Here is an 18,339-nt window from a genome sequence, read left to right on the forward strand (position 1 = left end):
AGGTAGAGTTAAGTACATTTACGAGAAACATCAATGACGCTGAGAAAGTACCTGTGGCTATGGGCCTTACCTTTGGCGCTGTTGTGCTATGCCATCGGTAGTAGCCAAGGTGTGATTGCCTTGGTGCTGGTGGCGGTCGTGGGCGAGCTTATTTTTTGGCTTGGACTGTTTAAACGTGGCAAGCGCAGAGATAACGCACCAAAACCTTAGTTTGATTATTTATACAGTGCTTTATACAGTTGTTTGTGGCTTTTCCTTACACTTTTTGTCACTATAGTTTCACCTAAAACTGTTGGGCTGGCCTGGCCTCACACAAGCGCGATGAAGAAATTTATCCATATTGATATGGATTGCTTTTATGCCGCCGTAGAGATGCGCGACAATCCTGAACTTGCAAACCTGCCTTTGGCCATTGGCGGGCGTAGTCGTCGTGGAGTGCTATCAACGGCAAACTATATTGCTCGTCAGTACGGCGTACGTTCAGCGATGTCTAACTACCATGCTAAACAATTGTGCCCAGATTTAGTCATTGTCCCGGGGCGGATGCAACTTTATAAGCAAATCTCACAGCAAATTCGCGCCATTTTTAGCCGTTATACGGATCTTATCGAGCCTCTTTCTTTGGATGAAGCGTACTTGGATGTGACTCAAGCACAGGTATGCCGTGGCAGTGCCACACTGATTGCTGAGCAAATTCGCCAAGATATCTTCCAACAAACTGGACTGACAGCCTCAGCAGGAGTCGCACCTATTAAGTTTGTTGCCAAAATAGCCAGCGACGAGAATAAGCCGAATGGGCAATGCGTAATTCTGCCTGAGCAACTGCCAGACTTTCTTGCTCAGTTGGACTTAAAAAAAATCCCCGGTGTTGGCAAAGTGACGCTAGAGCGGCTGCATCAGAAAGGATTATACAAAGGCCAGGATGTGCTGGATAAGGGAGTAAACTGGATGCAGCAGCATATAGGGAATTTTGGTGTGTCTTTATACCAAAAGTGCGCAGGCGAAGTAATAGGGCGAGTTAAAACCGAGCGCATTCGCAAATCACTCAGCGTTGAACACACTTACGAATATAACAAAACCTCATTGCTACAATGTCACCAGGCCTTACCCGCTTTACTCGAGGAGTTGCAACAACGCCTTGAGCGCAACCAACTTAGCAACGCTATTAACAAGTTGTCAGTCAAAGTAAAGTTTGCCGATTTTCAGGTGACTACCGCTGATCAAAGTGGGTTCGCCTTGAATCTAGACACTTTTGCAGCGTTAACGGCGAAAGCCTACCAACGGGGCAACACTCCAGAGGTGAGATTACTGGGCCTAGGCGTTGGAATTTCACCGCAACAGCAACAAGCTACCCAGTTAAGCATTTTAGACTAAAGCGTTAATGAATTTTTAAACTAAGCTGATAAGGTAAATTGCTACTTTAGGCACTTAGCCTCGTCGGCCTGTGCTCGTGCGACTAATACACTTTGCTAAAGCGAAGCGTATTGTAATGACAACAAAAATAAAGAGAGAAGACTATGCAATCAGTAGTTATTGTCTTGCTTGGTATTGTCGGCATGCTATTTGGCTGGTTCGTCTATTCCAAGTTTATCGCCGAAAAAATCTTCAAAATGGACGATAAGTTTGTAACTCCAGCTCATGAGCTCCAAGACGGCGTTGATTATGTGCCAACCAATAAAGTGGTATTGTGGGGACACCATTTTACCTCGGTAGCGGGGGCCGCGCCCATTGTAGGCCCCGCGATTGCGGTTTATTGGGGATGGGTGCCTGCGGTATTGTGGGTGGTATTTGGTACTATTTTCTTTGCTGGTGTTCACGACATGGGCGCCCTATGGGCCAGTGCTCGGCACAAGGGCAAATCCATGGGGGCGTTATCAGAGTCTGTCATAGGCTCGCGCACGCGTTCTCTATTCATGATTGTGGTGTTTTTGGTGCTGTTGATGGTGAATGCGGTATTTGGCGTGGTGATTGCGAACTCGTTTGTATCGCAACCTAATGCGGTATTCCCAGCATGGTCGGCGATTGTGGTGGCTTTAGTGATAGGTCAGCTGCTGCGTCGAAATATGCCGCTTATTCCTTTGTGTGCCATTGGTGTTGGCGTACTCTACGCGACGATTTACATGGGCAGCTCAATGCCTCTGGCGCTGCCTAGTGAAATGTTTGGGTTAGCGGATAAAGCCAACTGGATCATTATTCTTTTCGTTTATGCAGCAATTGCTTCGTTATTACCTGTTTGGATGCTACTGCAACCGCGCGACTTCATTAACGGCATGCAGCTGTTGGTGGGGCTGGTTCTGCTCTACGGTGCAGTCTTTGTTTCTATGCCTGATATCACAGCTCCTGCGTTTAACATGCAAACCGCTGCTGACACGCCCAGTATTATTCCCTTGTTATTTGTCACCATAGCCTGTGGTGCGGTGTCAGGCTTCCATGGCATCGTGTCCTCAGGAACGAGCTCAAAACAACTGAATAAAGAAACCGATGGTCGCTTTGTAGGATACCTCGGTGCCGTAGGAGAAGGATGTTTAGCGCTTATCACGCTGGTAGCCGTTAGTGGTGTGGCCTTAGCTGTTTCCCCAGAGGAGTGGCATGAAATATACAGTCATTTAGGCGCTGGCAGTGTGAGTGCTTTTATTACTGGCGGTGCTAATTTAATTGAAAGTGGCTGGGGTATCTCCACCGAAGTTGCGTCAACCCTATTGGCGGTAATGGTGGTGTTGTTTGCAGGCACAACGATGGACTCGGGTGTGCGTCTCCAGCGTTATATCATTCAAGAGTGGGGCGACATTTATAAAATATCGGCGCTTAAAAATGGCGTCGTTGCTACGTTAGTTGCGGTGGGGTGTTGTTTGTTACTTGCCTTTGGCGCCGGTGGTGCATCTGGCAGTGGTGGCATGATTATTTGGCCGCTATTTGGCTCTACCAACCAAATCCTTGCCAGCTTAACCTTACTGGTGATCTCGGTGATGCTTATAAAAGCAGGACGTCCGGCTAAATTCACGCTGATCCCTATGGTCTTTGTATTGATTATGGCGTTCTTTGCGGGGGTCATTAAACTTGCTGAGTACTACCAACAGGGGAACTGGTTGCTTGTTGTACTCGATGCCATCGTCCTTATTGTTAGTGTGTTGGTCATGCTTGAGGCGTGGTCTGTGATCGCTAAACATAAGCGGGAAAAACAGCAAGGCTCAGAGCAAGCGTAAGCACAACTTGTCAACGCCACTTTACAATCCCTAAGGTGGCGCAGGGCTTCGCTAGTCAAGAACCAGTAAATCACCGATAATGTAGGTCCTTTGTTTTAGATTAGGACCTTTTTTATGTCTTATGCACGCGCTACGTCTTGCGCTAGCCTTGATGCACTTAGTGCAACCAGCGAAAACGATGCTCTTATTATTATCTGTGACTCCCTTGATGCGCTGCCCCAAGCCTATGCTGAACAAATCAATGCTCACGCGGCGATAGATAGCCGTGTAGGTAAGCAACCGGCATTATTGGTCAGCGAACAAGCACCAGGTAAGCGCTTGATTGTGACTCCCACAGGACCTTTAGGGCGGGATTATGATGATGTGCGCCGTGTCTTTGAAGCGGCTAAAAAAGGTATTGCCGTAGCGAAGGAAGCAGGCGCAATCAAGCCGGCTTTATATGTGCATAATATTCAACAGCGTCCAGGTTACGAGTTCGCATTGGAAGTGGCCTTTTTAGGTGCTAACCAAGCGTTATGGCAGCCCTTAGAAGCACGTGAATATCATGGCGATGCTATCTCTGCACTGAGTACGATTAGCCTAGTCGGCGCTACAGATGAACAACTAGAACAGGTCAATGCGATTGCCGCCGGCCAATATGTGGCGCGCGATTTATGTGGCACTGAACCAGAGCGTATGGCGCCGCCTCGCTTCGCTGATTATTGTGTCGAGGCTTTTGCTGGTACTGCGGTGAAGGTCGATGTGATCAGTGATATCGCGACTATTGATAAAGAGTATCCATTGCTGAGTACCGTTGCTCGCGCATCCTATGCGGTAGAGCGTCATCATCCACGCGTGGTAAAAATGACCTATGTGCCTGAAGGCAATGTTGAACGCACATTGATCTTTGTCGGTAAAGGCCTTGTTTACGATACCGGTGGTGCGGACTTAAAAGTCGGTGGCTTTATGGCCGGCATGAGTCGCGATAAAGGCGGTGCTGCATCTGTCGCTGGTTTTATGAAAGCCGTCGCTGAAGCACAGCCTAAAGGAGTCAAAGTGATTGCCTATTTGGCCGTGGTCCGTAATTCCATTGGTTCGGATTGCTTTGTTCCTGATGAGATTATTACCAGCCGTGAAGGCATCCGCGTGCGCATTGGTAATACCGATGCTGAGGGCCGCTTGGCAATGGGGGATTTACTCAGTGAGGCTAAGGAAGTGGCCAAAGGCGAGGTGAATCCTGAGCTCTTTACCGTTGCTACTCTCACCGGGCATGCAGCCCGAGCTGTGGGGCCTTATAGTGCCTATGTTGAAAATGGTCCAGCGCGTAAAGTGCAGCTCTCACAGCAATTGGTGGAGCAGGGTGACTTATGGGCCGATTGCGCCGAGGTATCGCGCTCGCGTCGCGAAGACTATGATTTTGTGCAACCACGCACCTTAGCTGACGATGTGCTTTCTAGTAATAATGCTGCATCGGCAGTCACTGCACGGGGCCACCAATTCCCGATGGCCTTTTTGGCGATTGTGGGTGGGTTAGATAAGCATGGCTTAGATAGCCAGCAGCCACTTCCTTATGTACATATGGATATTGCCGGCAGTGGTGTAGAAGGCGGCGACTGGCAGCATGGAAAACCAACTGCGGCTACGGTAGCAAGCTTATTTGCTAAATACTGTCGCTAACGCTGGCAGCAATAGCCGATATTGTTAAGCTAAAAAGGCCGCCGTTGGGCGGCCTTGTTATGACCGGAGAGTGATGACTTCATATTTTGAAGCGCTTAACTATACTGTCGAGTGTTTGACTGGCCTGCTCTAGTTCATTACTCGCCTGGTTCATAACCTGCGTGCTGGAGAGCGACTCATTGGTTGCATGGGCTAAATCATTGAGCCGCTGCGACACTTCACTAGAGGCGTCATTTTGTTGCTCAGTGGCGCGGGCGATATGAGCGTTCATTTCCCGGATAGAGTCAACCAAGCGGTTGATTTCATCCAATGCTTCGGTGGTATTCGCGGTGGACTCAACTGTATTATCCGAGATCTGTTGGCTGTTTTGTACGGCCTGCACGGCTTTTTCCGCACCTTGTTGCAACTGCTCAATCATAGCTTGAATTTCATCGGTGCTTTGGCCGGTGCGGCTGGCTAACGTGCGCACTTCATCAGCAACAACTGCGAACCCCCGGCCTTGCTCGCCAGCTCTTGCTGCTTCTATAGCGGCATTGAGCGCTAAAAGGTTGGTTTGCTCGGAAATGCCGCGAATCACATCCAGCACACTGCCAATATTATTACTTTGGCTGGCTAACTGCTGCACCACTTCAGCGACTTGTTCAATTTGTGTGCTTAAACGGGTGATCGCATTCACTGTGTTATGAACCACTGACTTTACTTGATCTGCATAACTGTTCGCTTCGTTGCTAGCTTGCTCGGCGTTATTGGCATAATCACTGATGTCTTTCACTTGATGACTTACCTGTTCCATTGCTGTGGCCACTTGTGCTGAGCTGTCGCTCTGCAGCTCAATATGATGTTGATTTTGCTGGGCCGTCGATTGTAGTTGCGCCACATGCTCACTCACTTTATTGGCTTGCTCATTGACCGCTTCTATGGATTGGCGCATCTTTTCGGTGTAATCATTAAAGTGTCTGGCAAGGCGAGAGACCTCGTCATTGCCGCTGCTGTCTAAACGCTGGGTTAGGTCTCCCTCACCTTGCGCTATATCTTTCATCATGTCTGCTGCGTGACGAATAGGCCCCATCACACTTTGTGCAATTAAATAGCCCATCACTAACAGCACCGCGAGAATCACAACACCCTCGAGGATAAGAATTGTTTTGCTACGTGCAAACGTGTCCTCAATGTGATCAATATAAACGCCGGAGCCAATCACCCAGCCCCAGGGTTCAAACCCCTTAACGAACGCTATTTTATCGACAGGTTGGTCTTTTCCTGGCTTTGGCCACTTGTAGGGCACAAAGCCTTCACCTTGACGCTCGACCAGCTCAGCCATTTGCACGAATAGTTTCACGCCATCGGGGTCGGCGGTGTTAGCTAATGACTGGCCTTCGAGCTGCGGCTTAAACGGGTGCATGACCATGGTCGGGCTGGTGTCATTGATCCAAAAATAATTGGAATCAGCATAGCGCAAAGCGCGAATGGCATCTTTAGCGGCAACTTTCGCTTGCTCATCCGTGAGAGCGCTCGTTTGTGCTTGTTGGTGGTAATACGTCGCAATGCTGTGTGCATTTTCTACTAGGTTGCGCGTTTTCTCATGTTGTCCATCCAGCAAAGAGCTGTATTGGTTAGTCAGTGAGGTCGCGACTAAGATGATGATACCGAGTAGGGCAAGAAAGAGTAGGGCAATCAGGCGTTGATAAATACTAAGGCGACGAAGTTGCTGCATAACAAATCCTTGGAACGAGGTAATGCTATGAGTTTAGTCGATTCTAAGTGAGTGAGCCTAAAAATAAGTATGGATTTTCAGTAGATTGTAAAAGAAATCAGGCCAGCAGAAGCTGGCCTGATTGAAGAGTAGAAACTTACTCTTGAGCCATATCAAAATGGCGGTTAAAGAAGTCGGTAATGGTGTGATGCAGGTGCGTTTGTACCTTTTTACCTCGCAAGCTATGTTTCGAGCCTGGGTAGGTCATCATTTCAAACGGCAACGCCTTGTCTTGTAGCTGTTTAAACAGCTTAGTGGCGTGGGTAAAGAGCACGTTGTCATCAGCCATGCCATGATAAATCATGAGCGGGCCCTTAAGGCCATCGCTGTATGGAAAGACCGCGCTTTGTTCATAGCCTTCGGCATTAGTTTTTGGGTGGCCAAGATAACGCTCTGTGTAATGAGTATCATACAACGACCAGTCGGTAACAGGAGCTCCAGATACACCGGCTTTGAAATAATCGCCAGCTTTAAACATCCCCATTAGCGCCATGTAACCGCCGTAGCTATGGCCATAAATACCTATGCGCTGCGGGTCTACGTAATCTAAGGTGCGTAAAAACTCGACGCCTTTAATTTGATCCTGCACCTCACTTTCACCAAGGTGTTTGTAGATCACGTCTTCAAAGCGCTTTCCGCGATTGTAGGAGCCGCGATTATCCAGCTGAAATACCACATAGCCTTGTTGCACCATGTATTGAAAGTATAGGTTTTTACTGCGCCAGCTGTTGGTAACTCGCTGCGCATGTGGGCCGCCATATACATTGACAATGACCGGGTGCTTTTGCTTTTTATTCAGTTTGCGTGGCTTGAACAGGCGGTAGTGCATTACCTGACCGTCTTGTGCCTTTATGGTGCCGTATTCAGGCTCTACTAAGTCGCTGGTGTAAGGGCTGAGTGGGTGCTGTTCATCAATGGCATTTTGCTCTAACCAAGTGACAAAGTCGCCATTGGTTTTGCGCAGTGCAACATAGGGAGGGCGGTTTACCGACGAGGCACGGTCAATAAAGGTCTTGCTATCCTCTGCAAGAACGACGTTATGATATTCACCCGCTGCGGTGATGCGCGTAATCTCACCAGCTTCAAATAGGGGAGTGCTATACAAATGGCTTTCCAGCGGCGTGTCTTTGCGACCGGCAAAATACACGACGCCATTTTGCTCATCAACGCCTTTTAATGACTCAACAATCCAATCCCCTTGGGTGATTTGGCGTACCAGTGTGCCATCGACCTTGTACAGGTAAAGGTGCTTATAACCATCGCGCTCTGACGCCCAGATAAAGTGCTCTTTATCTTGCAAAAACTTCAGATCAAAGTGCAGGTTAATCCATGTATCACTGCTCTCTTTTACGGCCACGCGTTGGGTTTTTTCGGCGCTATCATAAAAGCGCAGCTCAAGCTCTTGCTGCGAGCGGTTTTGCCATTGATAAGACAGAGTATGGTTGTCTTTGAGCCATTTCGCACGGGCAATGTAAATATCCTTGTCGGTGCCTAAATCAATCCAATCAACCTGTTTGTCATCAATACGGACAACGCCTAGCTCTATGGCCACATTGTCGGTGCCAGTATATGGGTAGCGCTGGTTAAATAGCTTCACTTCGTCGGCATAAATCTCGTTACGAATCGCCTCTTCTACGGGGCTCTCATCGATACGGGTAAAGGCTATTTTCTGTTCATCACCGGACCACCAGTAGCCGGTCATGCGGCTCATTTCTTCCTGCGCCACAAACTCAGCCATGCCATTTTTAATGACGCCGCCGCCATCTTGAGTGAGCTGGATTTCTTTACCACTGGCCAGTTCTAAGGCATATAAGTTCTGGTCGCGGATAAAAGAGACAAAATTGCCTTTCGGTGAGAATCGCGCGTCGGTTTCAAACGCTTCGGTATCGGTGAGCTTACGGCTTTCGCCACTGGCCAGTTGATAGTAATACAAGTCCCCATTGAGTGGGAAAAGCAACGCTTGTCCATCTTTGGACCAGGTATACTCCAAAATTCCACGGCCAAAAATACGTTGGCGCTCACGGCGCGCTTTTTCTTCATCAGAGAGATTTTCCGGCCCTGAGAACAATGCTTGCGAATCGACTAACATGCGGTTGCTGTTGTCTTTGAGATTGTATTCCCACAGGTCGTAGCGATTGTAGTCTTCTTTCTTTCCTTGCAAGTAGGTAACGCGGCTACCATCTGGAGAAAACTTAAGCTTTACAGGCGCTTTACCAGCTAAACTAGGGTCATCAAAAATGCGCTCGAGCGTCAGCTCTTTAGCAGTCGCTGCGCCGCAGGCTAAGCTTGCAGCCAAAGCAACAGACAAGTATTTGGTTGTATTAGACACGGGTAAACCTTATTGTTGTAGTGATGCGTTGATGGTACTGATGCACTGTCATAAGCGCAACTTTATGCCACTAAACTTGCAGCAACAGGAGGATGCTATGTTTGCATTAGCACCAGAGTTGGAACGAGATTGTATTGAATTGGCGGATTGGCCGTTGTGTAAAGTGTTGTTAATGAATGACAGCCAGTACCCTTGGTTTATTCTGGTACCGCGCAAAAGCGGATTAAAAGAGATCATTGATTTAAGTGATCGCGACCAAATCGTGTTAGGACGTGAATCGGCGAAGCTTAGCTGTATGCTAAAAACAGTGTTCAAACCAGCAAAGTTAAATGTTGCTGCTTTAGGAAACATGGTTGAGCAGTTACACATTCATCATATTGCTCGCTTTGAGCAAGACCCCGCGTGGCCTAAACCGGTGTGGGGGGTACACCCACCTAAACCGTACACTGAAGCGCAAATTCAACAGATTAAAGAGAATTTGCAGCTATAAAAAACAGCGCCGAAAGGCGCTGTTTTTATGTCGTTTATAAATACAGGCTTAGTTTAAGCCTAATACCTTTTTGCCCTGGATGAAGTCGACATCCACAGGGATATTCGCTTTGCTGAGCTTTTCTAAATCAACAGCCAGTTCAGGTTTAATTTCACCCATGGTAGCAACGAGCTGGTCCACCTTCTGATAGTCACCGTCACCTTGCAGGGTAAGAATTAAATTTGATAGCTTGCTCATGGCTGCAGCCATCTTATCCATATTTACCTGATATAGGCCGTTTTCATCTTTGGAGAACGCGCCTTCTTGTTTGAAGAAGTTAAAGCGGATCATATTAGCTTTACCGTGCGCGCTGGATGCGCCAAAACGCACAGAGCGGAAGATTCCAGCCATAAAGGTGACATAGTAATCTTCTAACGTACCCTCGGTAATCTCGCCTTTTTTCAATAGCTGCTCAACCATATACAAGCCCAGGATATCCGCCTTGCCTTCTTCCAATGCACTCGCGTGCTCTTGAAGCGACTGGCGTACGGTGCCTTTACCGGTAATGGTGTTTTTAATACCTAGGCCATGCGCCACTTCGTGGAACATGGTATTGGCAAAAAAGGCGTCGAAAGTAATGTGTTTGCGCTGCTCGGGCACAATGAGCTCAGCGGCAATAGGCATGAGGATTTTGTCGAACTTCGCGCGCATGGCATTTTTAAGTTGCAGGCGACGAGTGCCTTTTTCCAGTTGCACTTGCTCATCATTAGGCAGGTTGATGGCTATGGTTTTGCTGCCAGCATTGGAGTGGCCAGCATAGTAGATGACATCATACGCATTAAGGTCGGCGTCTGAACCGGGAACCTCTTGCTTATATTGCTCCGCCACAGGCAGACCTTTTTGTAGCTCCGGAAGGAATTGCGCAAATTTTGCTAAACGCTCACTCCAGGCCATGTCTTTGACCAAAACATAGGATTCAAAAGCCGCACGATAACCGAAAAGTTGATCTTCATAGGTTTCGATCGGACCAATAACCACATCAATGGGGTTATTTTTCATATCCATCCAAGCAAAATCAGAGGCTTGATAGTCATCACTTAGCAAGGCATCGGCACGCATACTCAAGTAGTTAGCGAATTCTTTATTATCGGCCAGTTCGCTCGCTTGGCGCAGCAAATCTGCGGCAGCTTCCAATGCTTGGGCGTATTCTACTGAATAAGGCACACTGTAAAGCTCACCTTTGTCATCGCGTTTGATGATGGAATAAAGGCCTGTTTTATCTTTTACACTGCTTTGCTCTAATTCTTCTTTCGTCATGTCAGCTGGGTAAAATTGAGCCCCTGCTGGTTTGTGCTCAAAGCCGCTTAAAAAAGGCTGATCGCCGTTTAAGCGATCCCAAGGACCATAGTTAATCTTGGCAAAGTGACGCACTTGTTCATCATCTAGGCTCGCTAAGAAATCTTGTTGCTCGCCACCGAAAGCCTGACGCCAAAACAGTTGGTCCATAATTTTTGAGGCATCAATCAGTTTAGCGAGCATTTTTTGCTGATTCCCGCTTAGGTGTGACAAGTCGGTATTGAGCTCAAAATCGGTGTAAATGTTCAGCCGCTCGCGTTCAATATTTATCAATTCAGGGCCACTGCTTGGTTGTGCGCTCGCCGCCGTTTGTTCAGTAGTTGACTGTGGTTGCTTAGAGCAGGCGCCAAGTGCGAATACAGAGCTAATAAGCAGTGCTTGAGAAATTTTCGACAATTTACTCATGGGATCCTCTTTCGGTGTAACTCGTTACTGGACTGTAAAGTAAGATAAAAAACACAGTCCATTGAGAGAGTTTATGATTCGGTTATAGCGGGGGAGAGCCCCGTGTTGTTGGGCATTAAAGCAACTCAAGGGCTGGCTGGCAATAATGATTATGGGAACATAGGTAATTATTTTTTGTAAATAAATGGGCAATTGCGCTATCACTTTCTAAACTTTATCGGTAACTTATAGCTAATTTATAAGAAAAAACGGCTTTGCTGACATAAAGGATACTGGCGACATGTCCACAGAAAACGCTTTGCTGACCATCTTGGTTGACCGCATAAATAACGACACTTTGGTGCTGCCAACCTTGCCGGAAGTGGCACTTCGAGTGCGTAACGCTGCAGATGACCCGGATATAACCTTACATGATATGGCGGACGTGATCGCCAATGATCCCGCTTTAGCAGCACGGATGATCAAAGTTGCGAATAGCGCCTTGATGAGTCGCTCGGTGAAGGTGACGACTATAAACCAAGCCGTTACGCGCATTGGACTAAGGCAGATAAAAAATATTGCCACAGCGATGGCGATGGAGCAGCTATTCGTCTCTCAGCATGAGCTGATCAAAGGCTATATGGATAAGGCATGGCAAAAGACAATTCGTGTTGCCTGCCATTCGATAGCGCTGGTACAGAACTTTCGCAAGCAACAGCGTCATGACACGATTAATACCGAAACTATCACCTTGGCAGCACTGACCTACAATATTGGTATTTTGCCTATTCTCACCGAGGCTGAGAAGCACCCAGAGGTGTTTGCTAATCCGAGCTTTTTAGCTCATGCCATTCAAAAACTAGCAGGGCGCATTGGTGCTGCTATTTTAACCGCTTGGGACTTCTCTGATGAATTCGTAGAAGTAGCAAAGTGCTGGGCCGATCCTAATTATCGTCCTAAAGAGGTGGAGTTTGTCGATTTCATTCGTATGGGCGCGATCATGGAGGGCATTTTACAAGTGTCAGATAAGTCGTCCGCACTGAATGTTTATGTCGATAAAGGGATTATCCCATCTGTGGAAATATTTGCTGACGATGAGTATCAGGAAGTCGTGGGTGATATAAGAGAAATATTCAGCTGAAAAAGGAGCCTCAGGCTCCTTTTTCAGTGATGCATTGTACTTACAGATCCTCGGCGTCGCCTAATTGATTGGTCAATGCATCAAGGAGTTGTTTGATTTCTTCCGAGGCAAGAATAAAGTCTGCGTCAAGCTTTACTGCCATGTCTTCTTTAGGAATATCGGCGTTTTCTTCTTTTAACGTATCGGCATAACTGACGCGTTTAATAGAGCCATCATTTTGCAATAAGAACTTCACTCGTTCTTGATACTCCAGCGCCAGCTTAGTGACCTCTTTGCCATTATCTAAGTGGTTTTTAACCTCATCACTGGATAGGTCATGGCCTTTAAACTTCACTTGTGCCCCATTATCATCTTGCTCTTGCAACTCGGCGTCTAAGCCAATCGCGAAGCCTTCTGGAGCGTTGAATTCCTTCAACCATGACGTTAAAAACAAGCCAAGATCATAATTTGCAAACGCCGGCACAACAGGCAATGTACCTAGTGACTTGCGCAATAACGCAAGTAACTCTTCTGCTTTATTAAAGCTGGCACTATTGACCACAACCCAGCCATTTTCCATATCAATAAAAGCAAATTGGAGGCTAGACTTCTTAAATGCTTGCGGCAGCAAAGAATGCAAAATGTTTTCTTTTAGCTCATCTTTTTCTTTTTTGCTAACGCGGCGGTTTTCTTCAGCTTCTAAATGATCGACCTTCTCCTGCACCATCTCGTTGACGACCGCAGGGGGCAGTACTTTTTCTTCCCGCTTAGCGCATACTAAAACAGTACTTTGCGAGAAGTGACTGAGCATCTGACCATGTTTGCCAAACGGCTTGGTCCAGCCAAAGGTATGCATGTCTTGGCTGCCACAGGGGCGGAATACGTCTTGCTCTAGGGCTTTTTCAAAATCGTCTTGTTGGTAACTGATGTCTTGCTTAAAGCGATAACAGATAAGGTTGCTAAACCACATAGTTTTACTTCCGTTGAGCTGTGGGCTCGAATTAAATGTGGCGCCATCATAGCAGGAGTCACCTTACTAATTAAACATTTGCATTGGCTTTGGTAGGTCTTTTGGAATAGTAATTCGGTATTGCAAACCTTGGCCCGGCTCGCTGCTCACTTCAATCTCGCCCCCCAAGGTTTGTTTAACCAAATTGAAGGTGATATGAGTGCCCAGACCACTGCCGCCTTGGTCACGTTTGGTGGTAAAGAAAGGATCAAACAGTTTATCTAATTGTTCTGCATCAACACCACGACCATTATCACGATAGTTGATATCCACTAGGCCATCATTTTCGCTCACATCAATAGTGATAGTACCCTTTTCGACATCTTCAAAGCCATGAATGAGTGAGTTCATAATTAAGTTAGTGAAGATTTGGCTAATAGCACCAGCAGGTAAATTAAGCACCAAGTTATCGGGGCAATTTACATCCACCTGGTGTTGAGTTTTCTTAATTTTTGGGTGCAGTGAGCGAATCACCTCGCCCAAGTACTCTTTAAAGTTTATGGTGCGTACCGCTTCACTGGCCTGATCGACCGCTATTTGTTTAAAGCTGGCAACTAATTCTGAGGCGCGGGCAAGATTTGAAGTGAGCAGTTCAGTACTTTGCTTCGCATCTTTAATAAACTCCTCTAGTGCTTTCGGGGAAAGTGTTTTTTCTTTGTAGGCATGCTCAATGGCATCGAGGCGCTCTTGTAAGAAGGAGGTTGCGGTAACACCAATTCCCACGGGCGTGTTGATATCATGAGTGATACCAGCGACTAAACCACCCAGCGCTGCCATTTTCTCCGAGCCAAGCAAGCGCTCTTGGGCCAAATTGAGCTCATCGACATAACGCTGCATCTCGCTTTGTTTGGTTAGCAACTCTTGTTCGGTATGACGGCGCAGTTCAATTTCCTCCGTTAAGTTGAGCTTTTGTTTTTCCAACTCATACTTCTGCTGCTGTAAGTCCATCATCGCTTGGCTTAGGTTTGAGGTCTTTCTTGCTACCTCTTGCTCCAGCTGTAAGTTTTGCTGGTCCAGTTTTTCATTGCTTTTCAATAACTCTTTTTGGGTGTGTTCCAGTTTATTGCGATACTCGACTACTTTATTGATCATGTTGTTGAATGACTGCGCCATGACATTCAACTCGTTTTTTTCATTACTATCGAGGTTTATTCTTGTCCCTTCTAAGTCATCTAGCTCGAGGCTTTCAATCTGCTCGGTAAGTTGATTGAGCGGATGGGTGAGGTGTTTACGAAAAGCCAATAAAAACAATAAGATCAAAAACGCGGTTTTGATCATGGCGTTGCCGACCAGAAGATAGATTGACACGATAATACGGCTGACAACCACATCTCGGCTGGAAAAAAGCGTGACATCACCCACTTGGGTGGCGCGCCCGGAAAACTCAAAAATTAACGGAAAGGTGTAACCAAATAATCCGGAGGGAGTATCTTCTATGATAGAAGCATCCTGCACTAATTGTTGCGAGTAAAGCTCGCGAATGTCTAAAGAGCGCCCGAGTTGAGAGATCACTTCGCCGCTGTCATCGCGGACAATAATTCCTTCAACCATAGGGATAGCAATTAACCCTTCGGCGATGGTAATACTTTGATCGGTATTTAATTCCCAAATTGCGCGGGTAAGGCTGCCACTAAAGGTCTTTTGCAGTGTTTGTAGTTCATCGCGTATGTAGTTTTTGGTATTCAAGTACTCAGCAAAAACTTGGCCGCAAGTGACAACAAATGTGAGTAAAAAATACACCGATAAAACACTGGTTAGGAGCTTCTTCGACAAACTATTATGCAACATACGAGTACAGAGCCCTTGTATAAACCATGAAAAAGCGATGATAAAACGTCAATTATCAGCCCTAAATTCGCCATTGGCTTCAAAAACCTAAAGCTAGCCAAGATTCTTGAAAAAATAAATAAAATAATAGCTTAAAGACTGCAGATTAACAAAAATCTGTGGCCTGCGGTGTTAAGATTTGTTTATAGCTATGGTATAACCTACTGATATAAGTTTTACCCTCAAATGGCGTAGTAATGGCTTTTCAGGTGTTAGTCTGTGACGATTCCGTAATGGCTCGAAAACAAGCGAGCAAAGCGGTTATGTCTATTTTGCCTTGCGCGGTGACGCACGCTACAGATGGTGAACATGCACTGACGCTAATGAGCGAACAACACTTTGATCTTCTCTGTTTAGACCTCACCATGCCGAAAATTGACGGTATCGGGGTATTACAACAAATGCGCACACGCAAAATAGAAACCTACGTAGTGGTTATTTCTGCCGACGTACAGTCGCAAATGAAACAGCGCACAGCGCAACTCGGCGCCCTTGGATTCATTAATAAACCGGTAAAAACAGATGCTTTAGCTGATGTTTTGCATAAATTTGGCGTTTACTAATCTTAGTTATATCTAAAAAGCATATTTTTTCTTTTCTTTAGCTGTTGACAGAAATAGTCATTTTCGTGCAGTCTAGAACCATGAACACAAATTACGCAACACTGACCACCATTATTACCACCACCATCCTTAGCGGATAGTGGCATGGGTCGGTGCGCAGAGAAAAAAGGCCTATGCTCACTGAGCATAGGCCTTTTTTTTGGTCTAACGCCACGACCTGGTAAAAAGGTGTTATTGGGAATGAGGAAAACATGCAAGTACTAAAGTTTGGAGGCTCGTCACTGGCCGATGCCAGTTGTTTAAAGCGAGTAAGTAAGATTGTCCGCCAGGAGCTCAAAGAGCAAATGCTGCTGGTATTATCAGCCCCCGGCGGTATGACGGATACATTGGTGGGGCTAGCTGAGAGTGCGGCGACAGGCGTAGATATCCAGTCACAGTGGCAACTGTTTTATGATCGCGCACATACCTTGAAAGACGAAGTGTGTGAGCAAAATCAGCAGCCTGCAAACTGGCCCGACTTTACGCAGTTAAAACAAAAGCTAGAAGGCGTGGCTTTATTAGGACAGTGCCCGGATTCGGTGTTTGCTTATGTAATTAGCTTTGGTGAGCGCATTAGTGTAGCCTTGATGCAGGTGTTACTCGATGATTTTTGCCCTCATTATATGAGTGCGGAACAAGTTATCCGCTCCAGCGGTGGCTACTTAAACGCTGAAGTTGATCTAGATGTATCAAAACAACAGTTTCGTGAATACTTGCACGCTAACCCCGCAAAAATCTACATTATGCCCGGCTTCACCGGTGCCAATGACGATGCACAATTGACCACGCTAGGGCGTAATGGCTCCGACTATTCTGCTGCTGTTGCAGCCGCTTGTTTGGAGGCCGATATCTGTCAAATCTGGACCGATGTTGACGGTGTATACAGCGCTGACCCTCGCTATATCAAAGGGGCCACTAAGGTCGATTTTCTGTCTTACAAAGAAGCGATGGAACTCTCTTATTTTGGTGCTAAAGTCTTGCATCCCAAAACCATTGTGCCATGCGCCAAAGCGGGCGTGCCATGTGAGATAAAAAATACTCACAACAGCAAAGAGCCCGGCTCATTGATCAGTGATGAAGTCACTGAAAGCGAGCCGGTAAAAGCGATCTCAAGTTTACAAGATTTGGCTATGCTCACGGTGTCAGGGCCGGGCATGAAAGGGAAAGTCGGCATGGCGGCCAAGGTGTTTACCGCGCTCGCAGCCGATAATGTCTCTATTGTTCTCATCACCCAGTCCAGCTGTGAGTTCAGCATTAGCTTTTGCGTGCATCAGCCAGATTTAGCCTTGGCGCTGCATGCTCTCGAACAAGCTTTTGAACTTGAATCAAAAGCGGGGCTTATTGAGCCTGTACAAGTGCAGCGGAATTTGGCAATTGTTACGCTAGTTGGCGATAACATGCGAGCACACAAAGGCTTAGCAGCGAAGTTCTTTGCCTCGCTGGCGCAGGCTCAAGTGAATATCGTTGCCATAGCCCAGGATTCAACAGAGAGTTCAATTTCTGCGGTTGTTGATGGTGAGTTATGTAATGATGCAGTGAAGGTTTGTCATGAAAACTTCTTTACCCATGTGCCTTCTATTGATGTTTTCCTGCTCGGCTGTGGGCTTGTTGGCAGCGAGCTTTTAAGCCAAGTGCGTAGGCAACAACAATGGTTGCAACAACGTAATATCAAACTCAAAGTCCGAGGCGTGGCCAACTCCCGACAGATGCTGTTAAACAGTGACGGGATTGATCTAGAAAATTGGCAGCAGCCATTGGCGCAGACCTCACAGCAATTTGATCTAACCTTGCTGGAACAGTTCGTTAAGCAAAACCATCTGATTAACCCGGTGTTAGTGGATTGCAGCTCCTCTGGTGCGCTCGCTGCTCAGTATGCCGATTTCCTTAATGCTGGTTTTCATGTGGTGGCGGCTAATAAAAAGGCCAATACCAGCTCGCAGGCTTACTATCAGCAGCTCAAACTCGCTGCGCAGCGCAACAATCGCCGCTTTTTGTATGAAACCAATGTTGGCGCAGGCTTACCCGTGCTCGATAACCTGCAGTTGTTATTCGGTGCAGGTGATGAGCTTCTGCATTTTAGCGGCATTTTATCGGGATCGTTATCTTATATGTTCGGTGTTATCGGTGATGGCTTAAGCCTGTCACAAGCAACCATCAAAGCTAAAGAAAATGGCTTTACTGAGCCGGACCCTCGTGATGACCTATCAGGGACTGATGTCGCCCGTAAACTACTTATTATCGCTAGGGAATCAGGTTTGGCACTTGAGCTGGATGATATTGAAGTGGAGTCGGTATTGCCGCCGGGCTTCGCCGAGGGACTAAGCGTTGATGAATTTATGGCAAAATTGCCACAACTTGATTCAGACTTTGCCGATAAGGTTGCCAGCGCCCAAGCCGAAGGAAAGGTCTTGCGTTATGTTGGCGCAATTGAAGATGGTCATTGTCGAGTTGGTATTGAAGCCGTTGATAGTCGACATGCGCTGTATGACATTCGTGACGGCGAAAATGCCTTAGCTATTTTGAGTCAGTATTATCAGCCCAAGCCTTACGTTATTCGCGGTTATGGCGCAGGAGCCGAAGTGACCGCAGCGGGAGTTTTCGCTGATATTTTAAAAACCTTACCACGTTAGG

At 46.8% G+C, this 18,339-nt stretch carries 13 protein-coding genes; 8 read left to right on the forward strand and 5 right to left on the reverse strand.

The features are described 5' to 3' along the window. Positions 1 to 33: 33 nt before the first annotated feature. From MHM93_RS04395 to MHM93_RS04410, 4 genes are all read left to right on the forward strand, one after another. Complete coding sequence (locus tag MHM93_RS04395; RefSeq protein WP_022943417.1) at positions 34 to 210, forward strand: hypothetical protein; 177 nt, start codon at positions 34 to 36, stop codon at positions 208 to 210. A 111-nt stretch (positions 211 to 321) separates the two neighbouring features. Further along, positions 322 to 1,374 carry a DNA polymerase IV gene (gene dinB / locus MHM93_RS04400; RefSeq protein WP_045979296.1) on the forward strand — a complete coding sequence of 351 codons (1,053 nt, stop codon included), beginning with the start codon at positions 322 to 324 and terminating at the stop codon, positions 1,372 to 1,374. Between the two features lie 143 nt (positions 1,375 to 1,517). Next, a complete protein-coding gene (locus MHM93_RS04405) occupies positions 1,518 to 3,203 on the forward strand; it encodes a carbon starvation protein A (protein ID WP_022943419.1) in 1,686 nt (561 codons plus the stop codon). A 114-nt stretch (positions 3,204 to 3,317) separates the two neighbouring features. Further along, positions 3,318 to 4,859 carry a leucyl aminopeptidase family protein gene (locus MHM93_RS04410; RefSeq protein ID WP_239448174.1) on the forward strand — a complete coding sequence of 514 codons (1,542 nt, stop codon included), beginning with the start codon at positions 3,318 to 3,320 and terminating at the stop codon, positions 4,857 to 4,859. A gap of 79 nt (positions 4,860 to 4,938) precedes the next feature. Here MHM93_RS04410 and MHM93_RS04415 read toward each other — a convergent pair whose 3' ends face one another. Next, positions 4,939 to 6,573 (reverse strand): methyl-accepting chemotaxis protein, encoded by a 1,635-nt coding sequence (locus MHM93_RS04415; RefSeq protein ID WP_239448175.1) that lies wholly within the window; start codon positions 6,571 to 6,573, stop codon positions 4,939 to 4,941. A gap of 136 nt (positions 6,574 to 6,709) precedes the next feature. After that, entirely contained in the window at positions 6,710 to 8,920 is a 2,211-nt protein-coding gene (locus MHM93_RS04420) for a S9 family peptidase (RefSeq protein ID WP_239448208.1), read from the reverse strand. 118 nt (positions 8,921 to 9,038) lie between these two features. Between MHM93_RS04420 and MHM93_RS04425 the strand changes: the two genes are divergently transcribed. Further along, positions 9,039 to 9,431, forward strand: coding sequence for an HIT family protein (locus tag MHM93_RS04425; RefSeq protein WP_053909970.1), 393 nt, complete (start codon positions 9,039 to 9,041; stop codon positions 9,429 to 9,431). Between the two features lie 48 nt (positions 9,432 to 9,479). On the opposite strand, the gene MHM93_RS04430 is transcribed toward MHM93_RS04425, so the two are convergent. Further along, positions 9,480 to 11,171 carry a Zn-dependent hydrolase gene (locus MHM93_RS04430; RefSeq protein ID WP_239448176.1) on the reverse strand — a complete coding sequence of 564 codons (1,692 nt, stop codon included), beginning with the start codon at positions 11,169 to 11,171 and terminating at the stop codon, positions 9,480 to 9,482. Between the two features lie 280 nt (positions 11,172 to 11,451). Here MHM93_RS04430 and MHM93_RS04435 point away from each other — a divergent pair, with 280 nt between their 5' ends. After that, the gene (locus MHM93_RS04435; RefSeq protein WP_045979301.1) at positions 11,452 to 12,291 is read left to right on the forward strand and encodes an HDOD domain-containing protein; all 840 of its coding nucleotides are present in this window, start codon (positions 11,452 to 11,454) and stop codon (positions 12,289 to 12,291) included. Positions 12,292 to 12,331: 40 nt separating this feature from the next. Here the strand turns inward: MHM93_RS04435 and rdgC are convergent, their stop codons facing one another. Both rdgC and MHM93_RS04445 read right to left on the reverse strand, forming a co-directional pair. Next, complete coding sequence (gene rdgC / locus MHM93_RS04440) at positions 12,332 to 13,240, reverse strand: recombination-associated protein RdgC (RefSeq protein ID WP_022943426.1); 909 nt, start codon at positions 13,238 to 13,240, stop codon at positions 12,332 to 12,334. Between the two features lie 66 nt (positions 13,241 to 13,306). Further along, positions 13,307 to 15,067 carry a HAMP domain-containing sensor histidine kinase gene (locus MHM93_RS04445; protein WP_022943427.1) on the reverse strand — a complete coding sequence of 587 codons (1,761 nt, stop codon included), beginning with the start codon at positions 15,065 to 15,067 and terminating at the stop codon, positions 13,307 to 13,309. A 236-nt stretch (positions 15,068 to 15,303) separates the two neighbouring features. On the opposite strand from MHM93_RS04445, the gene MHM93_RS04450 reads away from it, so the two are divergent. Together MHM93_RS04450 and thrA are read left to right on the forward strand one after the other, a co-directional pair. Then, the gene (locus MHM93_RS04450) at positions 15,304 to 15,669 is read left to right on the forward strand and encodes a response regulator (protein WP_138547096.1); all 366 of its coding nucleotides are present in this window, start codon (positions 15,304 to 15,306) and stop codon (positions 15,667 to 15,669) included. A 251-nt stretch (positions 15,670 to 15,920) separates the two neighbouring features. Then, a complete protein-coding gene (gene thrA, locus MHM93_RS04455) occupies positions 15,921 to 18,338 on the forward strand; it encodes a bifunctional aspartate kinase/homoserine dehydrogenase I (RefSeq protein WP_239448177.1) in 2,418 nt (805 codons plus the stop codon). Position 18,339: the final 1 nt, after the last annotated feature.

Source organism: Pseudoalteromonas sp. MM17-2 (assembly GCF_022347945.1).
GTDB classification, from domain to species: Bacteria; Pseudomonadota; Gammaproteobacteria; order Enterobacterales; family Alteromonadaceae; genus Pseudoalteromonas; species Pseudoalteromonas ruthenica.